The organism is Polyangiaceae bacterium, from assembly GCA_020633235.1.
In the GTDB taxonomy this organism is placed as follows: domain Bacteria; phylum Myxococcota_A; class Polyangia; order Polyangiales; family Polyangiaceae; genus JACKEA01.
Genome location: JACKEA010000001.1, coordinates 1514806 through 1532504 on the forward strand (window position 1 = coordinate 1514806; position 17699 = coordinate 1532504).

The 17699-nt window shown below is 62.9% G+C and carries 11 protein-coding genes; 7 read left to right on the forward strand and 4 right to left on the reverse strand.

The genetic code is table 11. The features are described 5' to 3' along the window. Positions 1-45: 45 nt before the first annotated feature. The 3 genes from H6717_06730 to H6717_06740 all read right to left on the reverse strand — a co-directional run bounded on the left by H6717_06730 (position 46) and on the right by H6717_06740 (position 4273). A complete protein-coding gene (locus H6717_06730; GenBank protein ID MCB9576706.1) occupies positions 46-1041 on the reverse strand; it encodes an outer membrane beta-barrel domain-containing protein in 996 nt (331 codons plus the stop codon). Positions 1042-1217: 176 nt separating this feature from the next. Further along, complete coding sequence (ftsY, locus tag H6717_06735) at positions 1218-2456, reverse strand: signal recognition particle-docking protein FtsY (GenBank protein MCB9576707.1); 1239 nt, start codon at positions 2454-2456, stop codon at positions 1218-1220. A gap of 47 nt (positions 2457-2503) precedes the next feature. Further along, positions 2504-4273, reverse strand: coding sequence for a carboxypeptidase regulatory-like domain-containing protein (locus tag H6717_06740; protein ID MCB9576708.1), 1770 nt, complete (start codon positions 4271-4273; stop codon positions 2504-2506). A gap of 146 nt (positions 4274-4419) precedes the next feature. Here H6717_06740 and H6717_06745 point away from each other — a divergent pair, with 146 nt between their 5' ends. Both H6717_06745 and H6717_06750 read left to right on the forward strand, forming a co-directional pair. Beyond that, complete coding sequence (locus H6717_06745) at positions 4420-5232, forward strand: HEAT repeat domain-containing protein (GenBank protein ID MCB9576709.1); 813 nt, start codon at positions 4420-4422, stop codon at positions 5230-5232. Positions 5233-5343: 111 nt separating this feature from the next. Continuing rightward, positions 5344-6129 carry a HAMP domain-containing protein gene (locus tag H6717_06750; protein MCB9576710.1) on the forward strand — a complete coding sequence of 262 codons (786 nt, stop codon included), beginning with the start codon at positions 5344-5346 and terminating at the stop codon, positions 6127-6129. A 1-nt stretch (position 6130) separates the two neighbouring features. Here H6717_06750 and H6717_06755 read toward each other — a convergent pair whose 3' ends face one another. Next, entirely contained in the window at positions 6131-6673 is a 543-nt protein-coding gene (locus tag H6717_06755; GenBank protein MCB9576711.1) for a YraN family protein, read from the reverse strand. A 979-nt stretch (positions 6674-7652) separates the two neighbouring features. On the opposite strand from H6717_06755, the gene H6717_06760 reads away from it, so the two are divergent. The 5 genes from H6717_06760 (at position 7653) to H6717_06780 (ending at position 17379) form a co-directional block, all read left to right on the forward strand. After that, entirely contained in the window at positions 7653-9476 is a 1824-nt protein-coding gene (locus H6717_06760) for a hypothetical protein (GenBank protein MCB9576712.1), read from the forward strand. A 5-nt stretch (positions 9477-9481) separates the two neighbouring features. Continuing rightward, complete coding sequence (locus H6717_06765) at positions 9482-13201, forward strand: tetratricopeptide repeat protein (GenBank protein ID MCB9576713.1); 3720 nt, start codon at positions 9482-9484, stop codon at positions 13199-13201. A gap of 62 nt (positions 13202-13263) precedes the next feature. Continuing rightward, on the forward strand, positions 13264-14679 hold the full coding sequence (locus tag H6717_06770) for a hypothetical protein (GenBank protein ID MCB9576714.1): 1416 nt from the start codon (positions 13264-13266) through the stop codon (positions 14677-14679). Between the two features lie 270 nt (positions 14680-14949). Then, entirely contained in the window at positions 14950-15216 is a 267-nt protein-coding gene (locus tag H6717_06775) for a hypothetical protein (GenBank protein ID MCB9576715.1), read from the forward strand. A gap of 57 nt (positions 15217-15273) precedes the next feature. After that, positions 15274-17379 (forward strand): AgmX/PglI C-terminal domain-containing protein, encoded by a 2106-nt coding sequence (locus tag H6717_06780; protein ID MCB9576716.1) that lies wholly within the window; start codon positions 15274-15276, stop codon positions 17377-17379. Positions 17380-17699 lie beyond the last annotated feature (320 nt).

Here is a 17699-nt window from a genome sequence, read left to right on the forward strand (position 1 = left end):
TCATCGTGGTCGCTCCCATGACTACCTGACCTCGCCCCTGGCCCATCACTTCGGCAACCTGTACTCGAAGGAGAACGGCAGGAAGATCGAGACGCCGAGCTGCGCCTGCACGTTGTTGGTGAGCTTGCTATCGCCGTACCACGTGCCCGAATCCTGCTGCTCCTGGAGGGTGACGCCCGTCTCCGTGTTCTCGAGCTTGTCGTTGAACACGTAGTCGCGGACCTCGAGAATCGCGGCGAACCAGCGATTGAAGAAGATTCGAAGGCCCAGGCCGGCGTTGAACGCGATCTTCGGCTCGAAATCGAAGTTCCGGTTGTCGGGGTCGATGACCGGAATGGGTCGGGTGCTGATGGCGCCAACACCGCCCACCACGTACGCGTCGTAGTGGAAGATGAAGTCGCCGAATCCGGCGAACTTGCCGTACGCGGGCACGTACGTGAAGTTCAACGCGGCGCCCCAGTCATACTCCGTCAGCGGTACGCCCACGCGCGCCGCGCGGCGCACCTGAGCGTTGAACTCGCTATCGACGTTGAATGGCCGGTAGTAGTTGAAGTTCGCACCAATCGCCAAGACGTTGGTGATGTAATAATTCAACGCCAGACCAGGAGCGGGGTGACTCACGAACTGGTCGTTCAGGGTGACCGACCAGTATGGGTTCACCTCGAAGCGTCGGACGCGCAGAGCAAAGAGCTGCTGCACCGCGTAGATTTGCTCTTTCAGCGGTTTGGCAGCCTCCTTGTTCATGTCCAGCTTCGGGCAGGCGGCCGGATCGATCTGGCAGATGTCGCCCAGACCTTCTCCACCGGGGAGCTCTTCGGGCAGTTCACCGCCCGGGACCTCCTCGCCACCTTCACCTTCGCCTGCGGCGCCTTCAGCGCCTTCGCCTGCCGCGGCAGCGTCACCGCCTTCGCCAGCAGCTCCCTCTCCTTCGGCGCCTTCCGCGGGGGCCTCCTTGTCAGCTGCCTTCTTCTGGCCCCAGGCGTTAACCGGGAGCACACAGAGCGCAGCCGCAACGAAGAGCCCGATGCGCGTGTTCTTCATCGATGCCTCTCGACGTTTCCTCTACAACGACCGCTACAACGAAACCGCTACTACGAGAACTGCAACTGCCTGAAACTATTAGCGAAATCCGTTAAGCGCGAGTGCCGGGCGACTATATCACGCGCACTTTTTTACGATCAACAACCAAAATGCGGCCTTTCGCTGGGACCGCTCAATCAAGCAGCACTCGCCTCGCTCTCCTTGCCCAATAGTGCCTCTACGAACTCGCTCGGCGAAAAGTCGTGCAAGTCGTCGGGGCGTTCGCCCAGTCCAATGAAACGCACGGGTAACTCGAGGGTGTCGCTGATGCCGAGCACCACTCCTCCCTTTGCCGTCCCATCGAGCTTGGTGAGCACCAAGCCGGTGAGGGGCAGCGCCTCCTTGAATTCCTTTGCCTGTGCCAGCGCATTCTGACCGTTGGTGGCGTCAATCACGAGCAGGATCTCGTGCGGCGCGCCGTCCATGGCCTTGTTCGCGGTCTTGGCAATCTTGGTCATCTCCGTCATCAGGTTCGTCTTCGTGTGAAGACGCCCGGCGGTATCAGCGAGCACTACGTCGGCGCCGACTTCTTCCGCCTTCTTGATGGCGTCGAACACCACGCTCCCCGGATCGGCGCCGTCCTTTCCTCGAACCACTTCGCATCCGACACGCTCACCCCAAACGATGAGCTGTTGGACGGCAGCGGCGCGGAATGTGTCGCCGGCTGCGAGGACGCACTTGTGACCTTGAGCTTCGAGCTTGGTGGCGAGCTTGCCGATCGTCGTCGTCTTGCCCGCGCCGTTCACTCCTACCATCAGCACCACGGTAGGCTTCGCCGTCAGCGGAAAAGCACCCGCTTTGCCGTCCACATCGAGGATCTCTCGGGCCTCCGCCCGAAGCGCCTCCCACACCTTGGAGGAGTCCACTCGATCGCCCTGGGCCAGGGACTCGCGCAGCCGAGCGAGAATGGTCTCCGTCGTCTGCACGCCCACGTCGGAGGACAGCAGCACCTCCTCTATGTCCTCGGCGATCTCCGCGCTGATCTCTTTGTTGCCGGTGAACAGCGCCCGCAGCTTGCCAAAGAAGCCTTCGTCGCCCCGCGACTTCGCGAGGCCGCGACGCAGGCTCTGCACGTCGCGCGTGTGGGTCAGGGAAGGGCGCGCCGGTTCTTCCGGCTCCTCTTCTTCGACCGGGATTTCTTCTTCCTCGGTGGCGGCCGCGGGTGCTTCCGACGGCTGCGTCTTCTTCTCTTCGGGCTTCGCCGCTTCGCGCTTGGGCTCCGCCTTGGTTTCCTTCTTCTGAGGCTCCTTGCGCGCGAGCTCCTTCTGACGAGGCGCTTCGATCTGCTGGGGCTCTGCCCCGCCCTTGCGCAAGAACAAGAAGTAGATCGCAGCCAAAGCTGCAATCCCAAGCACTACGTAGATGACGAGATCCATGTGGAGCCGCGCTGTCGGCGGACTATAGGAAGCGGGCCTTTGTCACGTCAACGTCTGCGTGCAGGGTCATGGCGATCAGGCTCGATGTTCTTGACGCGAGGCGGCTCCTGTTGGTCGACTTCACGCTCCCTTTGCTCGTCGAGTGGCTCCGGACCATAGGCCGCAGCTTCCACGCCCTTGGCCCAGCCCTGCACCTCCGCCGCATGGCGCCGTCCTGCCACCCGTCTTACGTGTCCTGGGGTTGGTTCGTCGCGCCCACTCCAGGGCGGACCCATTTCCTTCGCCCAGTCTACGAGACGAGCCAGAAGCGCCCGGCGCCTGGAAATCAAGGCGATCCCCATCTCGCCAGCTGGGGGCAAAGGACGCACCAAGGTTGCGTGCCAGCGCGCCCAAACCTCCAGCTGGGCACCTTCCACGGAGTCCACATGGCCAAGCTCGAATCGTCCCGTGCGATCCGTCGTCACCGAGGCGGCAATTCCATCTCCGCCAAAAGATGGTACCCGGATCGTAATTCGGGCTTCGGGGATGGGGTTGCCATCGTGTGCGTCCGCCACGCGGCCTCGCCAGCCCGAGCGAGCAGGTCCGGCGGCGATGACCTCCAGCGAAGGACGGCCGGACGGGGGGGGCGCCTCGCTCCCCATTCGTGCTTGTCTCCGCCCGGGCCGCAGCCAGCCTCGGATCACCCACGCCGTCACCACCATGACGGCGATGACCCACGGCAGCGCACGCCACGGGCTCGGTGGGGTGACGGGTACGGCGACGGCGAGCGGCTCGCCCGGCAGATACCACGGCGCGTCCGGGAGATAGCGAACCCCGACACTCACCTCGCTTCTTCGTGGCGCTTCGATCAATCCGGTCCAACGCGCGGCGCCTTCCGTCACTGGCGCAGTGCCCAGCGAGCTTTCTCCCGCGACGATCTCGATGGCCCCGCCCGGCACGGCGCCCAGAGTAGAGCCCGCCGCAACGTTCAGCGTCGCGCCGTCCGAGTCCGCCGTCACGGGTCCAGCGAGTGAAAGCACGACCCGCACCGTGCGCTGAATCGACGCTCGCGCCTCCGCCGGCTGCAGCGCGTGGGTTCCGGTGAACTGAACGCTCAAGGTCGCCGGCCCTGGGGCGCCGAGGTCCGTCGCTTTCACCCGCAGCTCTGCTCGCTCTCCAGGGGTGATGGTGCTCCGAGTCAGCACGTGGCTCGAGCCGCCTCGTTCCACCATCGTCAGCTGCAGCTGGATTGGGGTGACCTCGTCGCTCGAGTCCAACGGCGGCTCTACGCGTGTCTCCACGCATACGGACTGCTCCGCACGATCCAAGGACAGGACTCTCGGCTCGGGAGAGAAGCGCAGGCTGAGACTCCGGCGGGAGCCATCGATGTCCAGCTCGACTTCGCTCCGGCCGTACAGCGGGTCACCTTCGAAATGGACTTGGAGCTTCCCCGTCAGACCGGGCTCGGGCAGCAAGAAACAGAAGCTGCCGGCTCCGTCGGTGTCCACCACGACTTCGTCGGCGGAGGCGTGGAGTTGGCGCCGCTCGGTGGTTTGGCAGGCCTGGGGTGGGGGAAGCGAGCGCGCCCCGGCCGCCGCCCGAAGCGTCGCGCGGACATGGGCCTGCCCGATGGGGCGACCGGAGTCGTCCTTCAGCACGCCGCGGACTTCGGTGCCGGTGGTGCGCGGGATCACACGTGCCGACAGGGAAGATTCCCCGCGCACTCGCAGCTTGGGAGCCGCTCGAGCCGAATTCGGCCCGAGCAGCAGGCCGAGGCTCAGCAGTCCGAGACCACCCCATCGCACGGCGGAGCCAAATGTGGGTGCGGTGCGGGGCACGACGGGGAGCATAGCGCCGGGGGTTGCCCAGCATGGCCAATTTCATCTGGGGCTGAAGCAATCCCATCGATCTGCCGTCACACATAATCGAGGCGCGCTGCGCGCCGAGCACGGATGAGCGAAAGGTCGTGATAGTGTCGAGTCGGATGTCTCGCCGCTGGGTCAGCGTGTGGGCTGCGGTCCTCGCCGCCGTCGTGCTCTTCTCGACCAATGCGTTCGCGGAGGACAAGATCAGTGCCCTCATCAAACGGCTGCGCTCGAGCGACGACTTCCGCGTGCGAACGCAAGCAGCGCTCGCCTTGGGTGCGTCCAAGAGCAAGCGCGCGATCAACCCGCTGTGCTCGGCTTTGGAGGACTCCAGCACCACGGTGAGAGCGGCGTCGGCGGCGGCGCTCGGCAAGCTGCGGCTCGGTGGCAAGACCTGCCTGGAGAAGCGCTTATCGGACGAAACCTCCAGCTCGGTGAAGAGCACCATCAAGAAAGCGCTCGCGCGTTTGGAGGGTGGCGGAAGCGAGGGCCCTGCCATCAGCGGCAGCACCGACGTCTACATCGCGATTGCGAAGACGTCGGACAAGACGGGGCGATCCGCGGGAGAGGTGGACAAGCTGGTCCGCACGGCGATGTCCAAGGCGGCCGCTTCCATGTCGGGCTACGCGGTGGCCCCCAAGAGCGAGACGACGAGCGAAGCCAAGAAGCTCCTGAAGAAGTACAGCCGAGCGAAGGCGTTCTACCTGTCGCCGAAAGTGCAGAAGCCCGAATACGGTGGTGGCAACCTCACCATTCGCTTCGAGGTGGCGATCTTCACCTACCCCGGTAAGGCCCTCAAAGGCTCCGTTCCGGTCAAGCTCACCCAGCAGGACGTGGCCTCGAAAGACACGTCGGCGGAAAACGACCTGATCGTGATGGCAGCGGAACGCGCGATGGAGAAGTTCTCCAAGAACGTGGAGCGCATCCAATGAATCGGGCCTTTTCGGCCCCGATCTTGCTCCGCCCGCCTGCCCCGCCGTACGCTAGGCTCGAGACACTCATGGACTTCAGGCAGGGCGGAAAGGCCGCGTAGGAGTTATCCCATGGCAGAAGCGAGCGCGGCGCCGGCAGCGGCGGGCGGGCGTCACCAGAGACGCCTGCGCAACTACCTTCTCGATCAGCGCTTCCAGCTCAAATACACGGGCTATCTCGTCGCCATCGCCGTGGTGCTGAGCGCGGCCCTGGGCTTGGTGCTGTGGCGTACCAGTCGCGCCGTCATTGCTCAGAGTCACGAGGCAGTGAACCAGGGGGAACAGGTGGTGTCCCTCGGTCGCGAGGTCGTGTCGGAGAGCCAGAAGGTGAGCGCCGTGGTCCAGATGAACATCGTCAAGGACCCGGTCTACAGCGACAACCCTGCACTTCTGGACGCGTTCAAGAGTGACGCATCCAAGCAAGACGAGCGACTGAAGAAGCAGCAAAAGGCCCTCGAAGAGCAGGCCTCGTTGCTCAAGCAGCAGTCCGTGGATCTGACAGCCCGTCAGCACACCATGTTCGTCACGCTTTTCTCGGTGCTGGGCCTGTTGGTGGTGGGGATCGGTTTCGCCGGCATCATCGTGACTCATCGGGTCGCGGGACCGATCTTCAAGATGAAGCGCCAGATCCGAGAGCTCGGCGAGGGGAAGTTGAAGATCCCTGGCAAGCTCCGGAAGGGTGACGAGCTCGTCGACTTCTTCGAGGCTTTCGATCTGACGGTGCGCAGCCTGCGTCAACGACAAGAGCACGAGATTGCGCTCCTCGACGCTGCGATGGAGAAGCTCGAAGAAGGATCCGCAGGGCTCGAGAGCCTGAAGGAGCTCCGCGCCGAGATGCAGGACGCGCTCGACGCTTGATTCAAAAGGCCGCCGGGACGTACTCGACTTCCGCGCGCCCATTTACGAAACGCACGCTGGCAGCGTCGAATCTCAAGCGGAGCGCGCTGGCGTCGTTCTTGTAGCGTCGCTGCCACAAGCGCTCGCCGGCTCGCCGAATCAGCTTGCGTTTGCGGTAGCCGATGCTGCCGAGACCGCTCGTCCAGGCGCCGTCGCCGCGCGTACGCACCTCGACCACCATGATGGTGGGGCCGTCGCGGGCGACGATGTCGATCTCGAGACGCCCAATGCGAAGATTGGTCGCTACGATCCAATAGCCACGACCACGGAGAAAGGCGACGACCGCCTCTTCCGCGCTGCGGGCGACTGCCGCGCGTTCGGCGCTACGGGTTGACGCCGTTGTTTCCGCAGTAGCTCGGGGAGCCTTCCGCGGAGCCCGCGATGCACTGGTCCCCGCCGGTGGTGGTGGGGTCGTACTTGGTGTTGTCGCGGATGCAGTAATAGCCGGCGAGCTGGGAGCTGCCGAGGCCGAGGTCGTCGAGCAGCTTTTCGCAGGAGAACCCACTGGGGCAGTCGCAGTAGCGCGCGCCGTCATCGGTGTTGCCTTGGGCGTTCTTGCAGCGACAGGAGCAATAGACTGCCTTGTCGGTCTGCCGCTTCGCCAGTTGCGGCTTCACCTCGGTGTCGATCGTGTCACTCGGATCGGCACCGGTGGTGCCAGGAATCCGACAGCGCTTCCCATCCACGCCGGCAAGCTCGTCACCAGTGTCGGCCTTACCGTCGGCGCCCAGAGCATCTGTCCCGGTTTGACCGTACGGACAACTGACGCGCCCCTGAAAGTGGTTCACCAGACACACGCGCGTCTCGCACTGGAACGAGCGGCTCTCCACGTTGACCTCGTCAACGGCGTAACCGGGGAACGTTTGCTGGTACTCGTCCTCGGGGATGCAGGGGTCGCCCACGCCAGTGGACTGGCAACCGCCAGCCACGAGCCCGAGAAAAGCGAGGATGGACAGAGTGCTCGGAATCCTACGAGTCATCGCTTGCTGTCACCTGAAGTGGAGGACGTGCTGCCGACCAGGCGCAAACGTAGTCGAGCGAAACGAGATGCGTCAACGCTAGAATTTGACCCAGGGATCATGCGGGGTTGGGTGTCCGAAACAGGGCGCGTCGTGGCGACGGTGGCACGGCGAAAAAGAACTCCGACGTCACGTTGCGCGCGCGATGGCTCCCTTCGCACGCTCGAATCTGGTAAGCGTTGCATCGCGCCTCTGTTTAGAGGTGCATCGCGGTGTTCAGAGACCCATCCGGTGGCATTCGAAAATTCACAGCAGCGCGGAACCGCGCGAGAGCTCTACGCAAGTTGGCGTCGGTGCCGCTTGACAACGCTCGTTGCGGATATCTAACATCGCCTCGGCCGCGGTGGTATCTATCGATTCTCATTGAAGTTTTTTCGGGACTGTCGGAGCTGAGTGGGAGAGCCGGAGCGGTCGCCGCGTCGTCCCGGTCTGCGCCTGAACTCTAATTTTTGAAGAAGAGGATCCATGTTGCGAAAGCGCCTAGTCGCAGTCTGCATCCTGGCTGCCGCCACCAGCGGCGTCGTGCTCCCGCGCTATGCCCATGCGCAGGAGGTCATCGATCTCGATGAAGAGGCCGCCAAGCAGCCACCCAAGAAGGGCGGCAAAGCGCCCAAGAAAGGTGGTGCCAAAGGTGCTGCCAAGGGAGCCGGAAAGGGCGGTGGCGACAAGAAAGCGGGCGGCGACAAGAAAGCCGGCGGAGAGGGTGTCGATATCGACCTCGACGAAGACTCACCAGCCGAGCAGGGCCCCGTCGTTGCGGGGCAGATGACGGAAGAGGCTGCCGCAGCCAAGAAGCTCTTCGATCGAGAGCGTTGGGCGGAAGCTGCTCAGGCGCTGCATCGAGTCACCAACGGTGAGACGGGCGACGACGCCGGCAACAAGCAGCTCGCGCAGTACTACCTCGCGATCTCGCTCTATCGGTTGAAGTTCTACCAAGCGAGCTACGCGATCTTCAGCGTGATCGCGGACAACAAGAACCACCTCAAATTCAAGGAGACGTTGCTGTGGCTGGCCAAGCTCGCCACGCAGCTGCCGGAGCCCGCGGACATCGTGGAGCGCGTCGGCAAGTACTCGGACGAGCAGGTCGCCCGCTTCGACAACGATCAGCAGCGGGATTTGTACTGGCAGCTCAACTACATGCTCGGCCGCTACAAGTACCGCAACCGCCAGTACGAAGAGGCCATCCGCCTGTTCCAGAAGGTGGATCGTCGCAGCGAGTACTACGTGAAGGCGCAGTTCTTCACTGGCATCAGCTACGTCCAACTCCGAAAGTCGGTGCCCGCCGTCGAGGCGTTCCAACGCATCGAGAAGTCTTTGGAGGAAGGCGTCGAAGGCGTGGAAGACGAAGCTCGCATGCGTGACCTCGCCTACCTCTCCATGGCGCGCACGTACTACTCCGCCTCCATTCGGTTGGACCCGGAGACGAACGCACCCTCGGTAGACGAGAAGAAACTGTCGGCTGCCGTCAAGTACTGGAACCAAATCGACGTGGCGAGCGAGTACTGGCTCGATGCCTTGTTCGAGCAGTCCTGGGCGTACTTCATGGCCGGCGACTATCCACACGCGCTTGGCAACATCCACACGCTCCAGTCGCCCTACTTCCCGAACGCCTTCTATCCAGAAGCGGACGTGCTCAAGGCGGTGATCTACTTCGCCAACTGCAACTACGACGCGGCGACCATCGTCGTGGCGCGGTTCAACAAGAAGTACGTGCCGATCAAGGACGAGCTCGAGAAAATCCTGAAGCGCTTCAAGGGTGCGAACCAAGAAGAGCCCTTCTTCAAGTTTCTACTCGAGGTGCGAGAAGGAAAAGCCCAGCTGGATCCCAAGATCCGGCCCATCGTCGAGAACGCCCTCAGTGACCGCCAGTTGCTGAGGAATATCGAGTACGTCCGCGTCTTGGACGACGAAATGGGCCGCTTCAAGAAGGCGCCGCCTTCTTTCCGCGGCTCCTCTCTCGGTCAGCAGGTCGAGGATTCCCTCAAGCTGGCCAGGGACCTCGCCATTCGCCAAGCCGGCGAGCTGGCCCTTCAGCGCTACCAGCGCAACGTGGACGAGCTGAACGAGCATCTGCGCAACGGTGAGAAGATCCTCATCGACATCACGGCCGCGCAAAGAAACCTGTTGGACGAGAAGATCTCCAAGGGCCAGGTGAGCAAGGCCGAGTCGAAGATTTACGGCGTCGTCAAGCCCGATGAAGAGCACGTCTTGTGGCCCTTCGATGGCGAGTACTGGCGCGACGAGCTCGGCTTCTACCGTCAGGTGGTCGAGTCCGCATGCGGGAGGTGACAACGATGAACGCCACCAGAGCTTATCCCATCCTCGCGGTCCTCCTCGGGCTGCTCGTCGGTGCTCCGACGGTTGCTCGTGCGGCGTCGGACGGTCATGGCGACCTGTCCAACGCGTGCGTGGGCCCGGAAGCAAAGAAGAACCTGCAGGAGTGCCCTGGTGGCCCCAGCAAGTTCGTGATCAAGCAGAAGCGCGGCGCAGCCTTCAAGAGCGCTCCTCCTCCTCGCGAGCGGAAGAAAGAGAGCGAAACGAAGCCGCACAACCCGACCGAGGAGATGGCGGCGGGTCAGCGCGATACGCGCAAGACACGTCTCAAGGCACGTGCTCGCGCCCTGCTCATCACGGAGATCCAGGGCCTCGAGCGCTTGTTCAAGCGCACCCCGAAGAAGTCGCCCGATCGCCCGCAGCTGATCCGACGTCTGGCGGAAGGGTACGTCGAGCTCGAGAGCGCCGCCCTGCGTGACAAGACGGCGGCGGACATTCGCGCTCAGGACATGAAGAAGAAGAACCCGTCGGCTGCCAGCAAGGCGCGGCGGGATGCGACTCAGGCCAAGAAGATCGTCGCAGCGGCGCGCAAGAAGGCGATTGCCTACTACACGCTGATGAAGAACGCCTACCCGAACTACTCGAAGATCGACGAGGTGCTCTACTACCTCGCGTACGAGTACGAACAGGCAGGCGACCTCAAGAACGCGCGCAAGGTCTACTACGAGCTGATCCAGAAGGCGCCCAAGTCGCCTTACATTCCGAACGCGTACCTGGCCTTCGGAGAGCTCTTCTTCCAAGAAGCCCAGGGCGATCCCAGCAAGTGGGACCTGGCGGCTTCCGCGTACAAGGAAGTGACCAAGTACCCGCCGCCGGACAACAAGGTGTACGGCTACGCGCGCTACAAGCTCGCGTACGTCCACTGGAACAAGGGTGACTATCCGAACGCGATGAACGAGTTCAAGAAGGTGGTCGAGTACGGCGATCAGTACTCCAACCTTCCGAACGCGAAGCAACTCGCCAAGAGCGCTCGACGCGACATGATCCCGGTTTATGCCGCGGCTGGCGCTCCAGAGCGTGCTTACAACTTCTTCAAGCCCCTGTCCGGCGACAAGGGCGGCGAGCAGGCCAAGACCATCGACATGCTCAATGAGCTTGGCTACGCGTACATGGACACTGGGCACTATCCCGAAGCCATCACGCTCTACAAAGACCTGATGAGCCGGGACAAGGGGCCACGCACCTGTCACTACCAGGCGCAGATCACCCAGGCCGTTCAGGCCGTGAAATCGTCTGACAAGGATGCGATCAAGAAGGAGCTGGATCAGCAGCTCGCGGTTCGGAACGAGTTCATCAAGAGCGGGGTTCCGGCGGACAAGAAGCTCGAGTGTTCCAACAAGACCGCGGAGCTCCTCGCAGAGACCGCAATGAGCTGGCACCTCGAGGCCGTGGGTACCGGTGGCGTTCGCGGTACCGGCGACAAGAAGACGATGGATCTCGCCGCCTACCTCTACAAGAAGGTGGGTGAGAGCTTCACTGCGCAGGACTTCGCCAAGTTCAAGTTCCCCCGCATCGTGAAGTCGGACTGGCCCACGCTCTACAAGATCAAGTACGCAATGGCGGACTTGCTCTACTTCCAGCAGCGCTGGGAGGAGTGCGGTCCGGCGTTCGATGCCGTGGTGGCAGAAGACCCCAAGGGCGAGAACGCGGCGGAGGCAGCCTACGCATCGGTGCTCTGCTACCAGAAGATGTACGACCAGATGTACAAGGGCCAGGCGGACCGCAAGGGCAAGGGCCTGGGTCCCACGGGCGCTGGTGAGGAAGCCAAGAAGGGCGAGTGGGAGAAGTTCAAGCCCAAGCCCTTCACGGACCTGCAGAAGGGCATGATCACCGCGTTCAACCGCTACGTCTGCTACATCCAGCCGCCCAAGGGCGACAAGGAAGCAGAAGAGCAATACGTCGAGGTCAAGTACGCCCGCGCCCGCACCTACTTCGAGGCGCAGCATTGGGAAGAGGCGGCCCTCGCCTTCCGCGACGTTGCCCTGAACCACTCTGACAAGGACGCGGGCATCTTCGCCGCTCAGCTGTACTTGGAGTCGGTGAACGTACTGGGCTCTCGCGCCGAGCCACCGCGGCCGGCGTGTTTCGAGGACATGGCCAAGGACGTTCCGGTGTTCCTCGACCTCTACTGCAAGGGCAGCAAGTTCGAGGACAACAAGGAGCAGTGCGAGCTCCTGACCCGAATCCAGTTCGACGTCCAACGCCTCAAGGCCCAGAAGCTCGTCGAGCTCGCGGATTCACAGGCAGAAAAGAACAACTACCGCGAAGCGCTCGAGAACTATCGCAAGGGTGGCGACTCCTACCTGGAGCTGTGGCGTACCTACTGCGAAGAGCCGCTGGGCAAGGGTGAGCACCCTCAGCAGTGCGAGAAGGCGGACGAGATCGTCTACAACATGGCCCGCGCGTATCAGGCGGGTCGCTTGTTGGCGAAGTCGATTCAAGCGCGTCTCATTCTCCTCAACCCGAAGTACGGGATGGAGAAGTCGGACTTGGCGCAGAAGGCCACGTATGAAATCGGCGGTAACTATCAGGCCATTGCTGTGTACGACCGCGCCGCAGACTTCTACGAGCGCTATGTCGACCAAACCTGCAAGAAGCTACGCAAGTGCGGGGAGTCGGCGGATCAAGCCCTCAGCGACGCTGTGGTCCTGCGTCTCGGCTTGGGTCAGGACAAGCAAGCCATCGACGACGCCAATGACTTCAACAGATACTTTGGCGCGAGGAAGCCGGACCAGGTTGCTCAAATCGCCTTCGCCGTTGCGGCTCACTATGGTGAGAAGAAGGACTGGGAGAACGCCCGCAAGCGCTTGGCAGCAAGCATGCGTCAGATCGATTCCAAGGCGACACTGGACGTTCGAGTGCAAGCACACACTCTGCTGGGCCGTGCCTACGCGAACATGAACAGTGATCGTGGCGCAAACGGCGAGTACGCAAAGGTCGTCAAGCTGTGGGCGGACCCCGCGAAGGCTGTTGCGGAAATCGACAAGGGTGAGGGCGACGCGAGCGCCAAGCAGCGACGCCTCGGTCGAGCTCTCGAGTCGGTTGGTGAGGCTCTCTTCTACTTCGCGGAGAAGAAGAAGCAGAAGGTCGATGCCGTCAAGTTCCCAGAGTACAAGGGACCCGGCTCGAAGGACGCGGTGCTCAAGCACATCCAGACCAAGGTGAAGGACTGGATCGGCAAGAAGAAGCCGCTGATCGAGGACGCGACGAAGGAGTACAAGAAGATCGTCGATCTTCAGCCTACTCCGCCCCCGAGCTGGGTCATCGCTGCCGGCTCCCGCGTGGGTGACATGTGGGGCACCTTCGTGAAGGAGTTCCGTGCTGCACCCATCCCGGACGCCATCAAGAAGGACTACGAGCTCCGGACTACCTACTACGGCGCCTTGGACGATGCGTCCGAGCCGCAGAAGAGGGTTGCGAAGGGCGCTTATGAGACCTGTCTTGGGTATTCGGTGAAGTACCAGTACTGGGACCAATACAGTCGTAACTGCGAGGAGTGGTTGGCCGAGAACTACAAGGCGGACTACCACCTCATCGACGAATTCCGGGGTGCGCCGACTCGCGTCAACGACCCTCTGCGTGAACAGGGATACCCGTTGAGGCTCGGTGGCGAGCCCCTCGTGACGCAGGCGGCGCCCCCGCCCGAGAAGCCCGAAGAGAAGAAGGAAGACAAGAAGTGAGGCAGTTGGCCGCGGCGCGAGCGCGCCGCGGCCGCGCTCGAGGTTTTTCGAGGAGGATCCCGATGTTGCGATTCAAGAGCGTAGCGGCGCTGGCCTTGTTGTTGGGCGTAGTCGCGTGCGGAGGCGGCAAGCCGGAGGCAAAGTCGCCGGTCAACAAGAGCGGCAAGACAGACCGCTCTGGCATGGCGGTGAGCAAGGCCGCAGCGGAAGGCTTCGAGCGAGCGCTCGACGCCTTCGCCGGCCACGATCGGAAGGGTGACTGGAACGATGGCGCGTGTACGAGCGTCGCCCAGCAGTTCCTAGATGCGTCGAAGGAGCAAGAGTCGGCTACCAACCGTAAGCTGCCGGAAGCTCACTACAACGCCGGTCTCGCCTACCAGCGCTGCGGCAAAGACACCGAAGCGCGCAAGGAGTTCGAAGCGGCGCTGAGCGTGGACAAGAGCTTCCACCGAGCGCGGGCGCAGATCGCGCTCTACGACTACGACAAGTCGCACGACCTCGACGGCACCATCAGCAAGTTGGAACAAATCATCCGCGACGCGAAGTTCCAGAACGTCGAGGCGTTGGTCGGCGTTGCCGCACTCCAGATGGAGCGCAACAACGATACTCCGGACCAAGACGGCAAGAACGATCTGGAGCGGGCACAGCGCAACTTACAGCGTGCACTGGCCATCGATGACAGCTTCATGCCGGCCTTCAACCAGTTGGCCGTCTACTACCTGGAGCAGGCCAAGGCGAAGGCTCTCGCGGAAGAGGGCAAGAAGAAGTCGCGTCGTCGTGGTTTGGTGGCTGCGAGCTCAAAGGGTGCGGACGTCAACTCGCAGCAGCTGGACTTGGCAGCTCTCGTGGCTTCCCAAGCGGTTCGCAAGAATCCGAACTACGCCCCGATCCACAACACCGCGGGCCTCATCCAGGTGGAGCTCAAGAACTTCAACGGCGCGGTGAAGAGCTTCGCGACGGCGCGGCGGCTCGACCCGCGTTTCTTCGAAGCTCACATGAACTATGCCGCAGTGAACCTGTCGTTCCGCGGCTTCCAAGAGGCTGAGAAGGCGTATCGGGATGCACTGAAGCTGCAGCCGAACGAGTACGAGGCGCATCTCGGCCTTGCTCTCGCGTTGCGCGGCCAGATCCGCCCAGGGGATCCCGACAAGCTCATCCCCAAGGTTCAGGCGGAGCTCGACGCTGCCAAGAAGCTCGAGCCCAATCGGCCTGAGACCTACTACAACGAGGCGATCCTGACGCAGGAGTACAAGAGCAAGGGCTCGGAGAAGTCCGCCATCCCCATGCTGAAGAAGGCGGCGGATCTCTATCGCCAGTTCATTTCCAAGGCCGGTTCAGATGCGGCGTTCGCCGATGCCGTGAAGCGCGCCAAGGAGCGCTCTCAGGATATCGAGGACACCGTCAAGTTCATCGAAGAGGGTGACCAAGCGAAGAATGCCGGAGGTGGAGCTCCCCCGCCGGCGCCCCCAGCGAAGTGAACCCACTCGTACCAATGGCTCAATCACCCAGGGTGGCGTCGCCACCCTGGGTGAAACTTTGTGAGCACAAGCGATTTTTCTTTTGACCGCCAACGTTGTGGCTGCGTCAGGAGTCACATTGTGGGAACTTGCGTTCGTCCGGAGTGTCTTTCCCCAACGTGTCAGTTCGGTGGGAGAGCAAGTCGGGCAGCGTCGTTTCGGTTGACGGACAACCAAACCAATCACTACAATACCACTGTAATTCAGTCCAAAATGTTCAGGGAGGCTGAAATGGCTCGCTCGCTCAAAGTTGGAATCACCGCGTTGGCACTGGGTGCTGCTGCAATGATCGTCGCGCCGTCGGCGTTCGCGCAGGCTGCGGACAAGAAGGGCGACGAAGGTTATGGATACACCTTCGACGACGATCCGTTGAACGCGGGTGGGTTCGGGCCGAATGACGCCACCATCCGAGTTCGTCCGCGTGCGGCACGCACCACGTTGATTCGTCCGCGCACGTCTTTCGTGCCGGAGATGTTGAAGTCCGTCGAGAACATCTGACGGGCGACCGGCAGGATTCTGCCGGCGGGTCGCGCGAGGAAACAGGAAGAGAGACGCATGGCAAAGGCTGTTCTCACATTTGCGCTCTACCAGGGCGAGGCTCTGCAACGGAAAGAGACCGTTGCTCAGGACGTCGTCAAGGTCGGCAAGGATCCGAAGAGCCACCTGAGGGTGGATGACGAGCAGGCGTCCCGCATGCACGCCGTCATCGAGGTGTCCGGTCCAGAGGACATCACCTTGATTGACCTCGGAAATGAGCCGGGGACGATGGTCAATGGAGCTCGCGTGAACAAATGCAAGCTCCACGTCGGTGATCAGATCCAAGTTGGCGGCACGGTCATCGTGCTGGAGAGCGCCGAAGCGGCTCCGGCTGAGGCCGCCGTGGCGCAAGCCCCGGCGGTCCCGGCACCGGGCGTGCCGGCCGCTGCACCCGCGCAGGCCGCCGCGCCCGCTCAGGCGCCGGCGCCTGCCGCCGCTCCCGCGGGCGCGAATCCCTTCGGAGGTTCGAATCCCTTCGCGGGTTCGAACCCGTTCGCGGCCGCTGCTGCGTCGAGTCCGTTCGCGGCCGCGTCCAATCCCTTCGAGGTTTCGGCGGTGAACCCGTTCGCTGCAGGTGCGGCGCAGCAGGCTCAGCTCGATGCGTTGAAGGTACCCGACGACGCACCTCCCGGGACCTACACGTACACGCTCATCAAGAGCGGGCCCGACGTGTCGCCGGACGAGGTCGAGTTGCCTCACGTGCAGTCCGTCGAGGTCATGATCATGTGGGGCGCGAACGTGCTCCATGTGTCGCACCTGACGCCGCCTCGCAACTTCTATGTTGGCGAAGAGCAAGGGAAGAATCTCGCTTGCGACTTCTTCATTCCGGCAGAGAAGCTCGGTACCACCAGGATGCCGGTGGTCGTCGGCGATCGCACGTCGCTTGCCGTCGTGATTCCTCCGGGTGCAAAGGGCCACATCGAGCTGCCCGGTCAGCCTCGAATGACGCTCGACGAGGCGCGGGCCAAGGCCCAGCCCAGTGCAGAGGTCAGCGGTGGACACCAGTTCCCGCTGCCCGGCGGAGGCCGAGCGCGGGTCGAGATGGACAACTTCGTGTTCCAGGTGAATGCGGTCAACGCGGGCAAGCCGTTGAAGCACGGCGTTGGAGCGGGGCTCGATTGGGCGGTGTTCATGTACTTCGCCCTATCGTTCCTGGCCCACGCGGGTCTGATTGCCGCGATGGCCTTCTTCGTGCCGCCGCTCGGTCTCACGGACGACGAGGACATCAACAAGGACCAGATGTTCTTGATTCAGCAGTATTTGAAGAGCGCTGCTGAACGTGAGCAGGAAGAGAAGGAGACCGAAGAGGTCGCCGAAGAGAACGCGGACAACAAGGAAGGCGGTACTGGTACACGCGCCAAGGGTGAGGAAGGCTCGATGGGCAATCCCACGAGCAAGGCCACCAACAAGCGCTACGCAGTGCAGGGGCCGAAGGACAACCCGGATCCGCACATTGCGCGTCAGGCTGCACTGCGCGAGGCCCAGGAGTTCGGCATGATCGGCCTGCTCAACACTGGCGCCGCCGGCGACCCGAATGCGCCCACGGCTCCTTGGGGGCGTGACACCTCCTTGGGCATGGACGACATGAGTGCCCGCGGCAACATGTGGGGTGACGAGATCGGAGACGCCTTCGGCGCCGGCGGTCTGGGTCTGTCCGGCATTGGTGAAGGCGGCGGTGGCCGTGGCGAGGGCATCGGTCTCGGATCCATCGGTACGCTGGGTCACGGTGCTGGTACCGGTACCGGTCAAGGGTTCGGTTCGGGCCACGGCCGGCTCGGCGGAGCTCACAAGACGCGCGCGCCGAAGGTCCGCATGGGCGCCACGAGCGTGAGCGGTCGTCTGCCGCCTGAGGTCATCCAGCGCATCGTGCGGCAGAACTACGGCCGCTTCCGCATGTGTTACGAGCAAGGGCTGTCCCGGAACCCGAACTTGGAAGGTCGCGTGTCGGTCCGCTTCGTCATCGGTCGTGACGGCTCGGTGTCGAACGTTTCGAACGGTGGTTCGGATATCCCGGACAGCGGTGTGGTGGGATGCGTCGTCTCGGCGTACTACGGGCTGAGCTTCCCGCAGCCCGAGGGTGGCATCGTGACGGTCGTCTATCCGATCATGTTCTCGCCCGGCTGACGCAGCCGAGCAGAGGCGACGAGGCGCGTGACCCAGGTCACGCGCCTCGTTCGTTTTGTGGACTCGAGCAGCGACGTTGGCTGAGGCTTGGTGAGCCAAAAACCTGAACGAATCCGGGCGAAAGTAGGCGACGAACCGCCTTTACTTCGCGGCACTCGTCCGCCTATGCTGTAGCACCATTTGGGCCGATCACCCCGCGAGTGGGGTGTTTTCCGCTCGGGCAATCCGGGCGAATTTCGGTGTTTTAGGGAAGTCCAACCAAGCCTGAGTCGACTCTGCCGCTATGGGTCCCACCGCCCGACGGGGATCGAAGGAGAGAG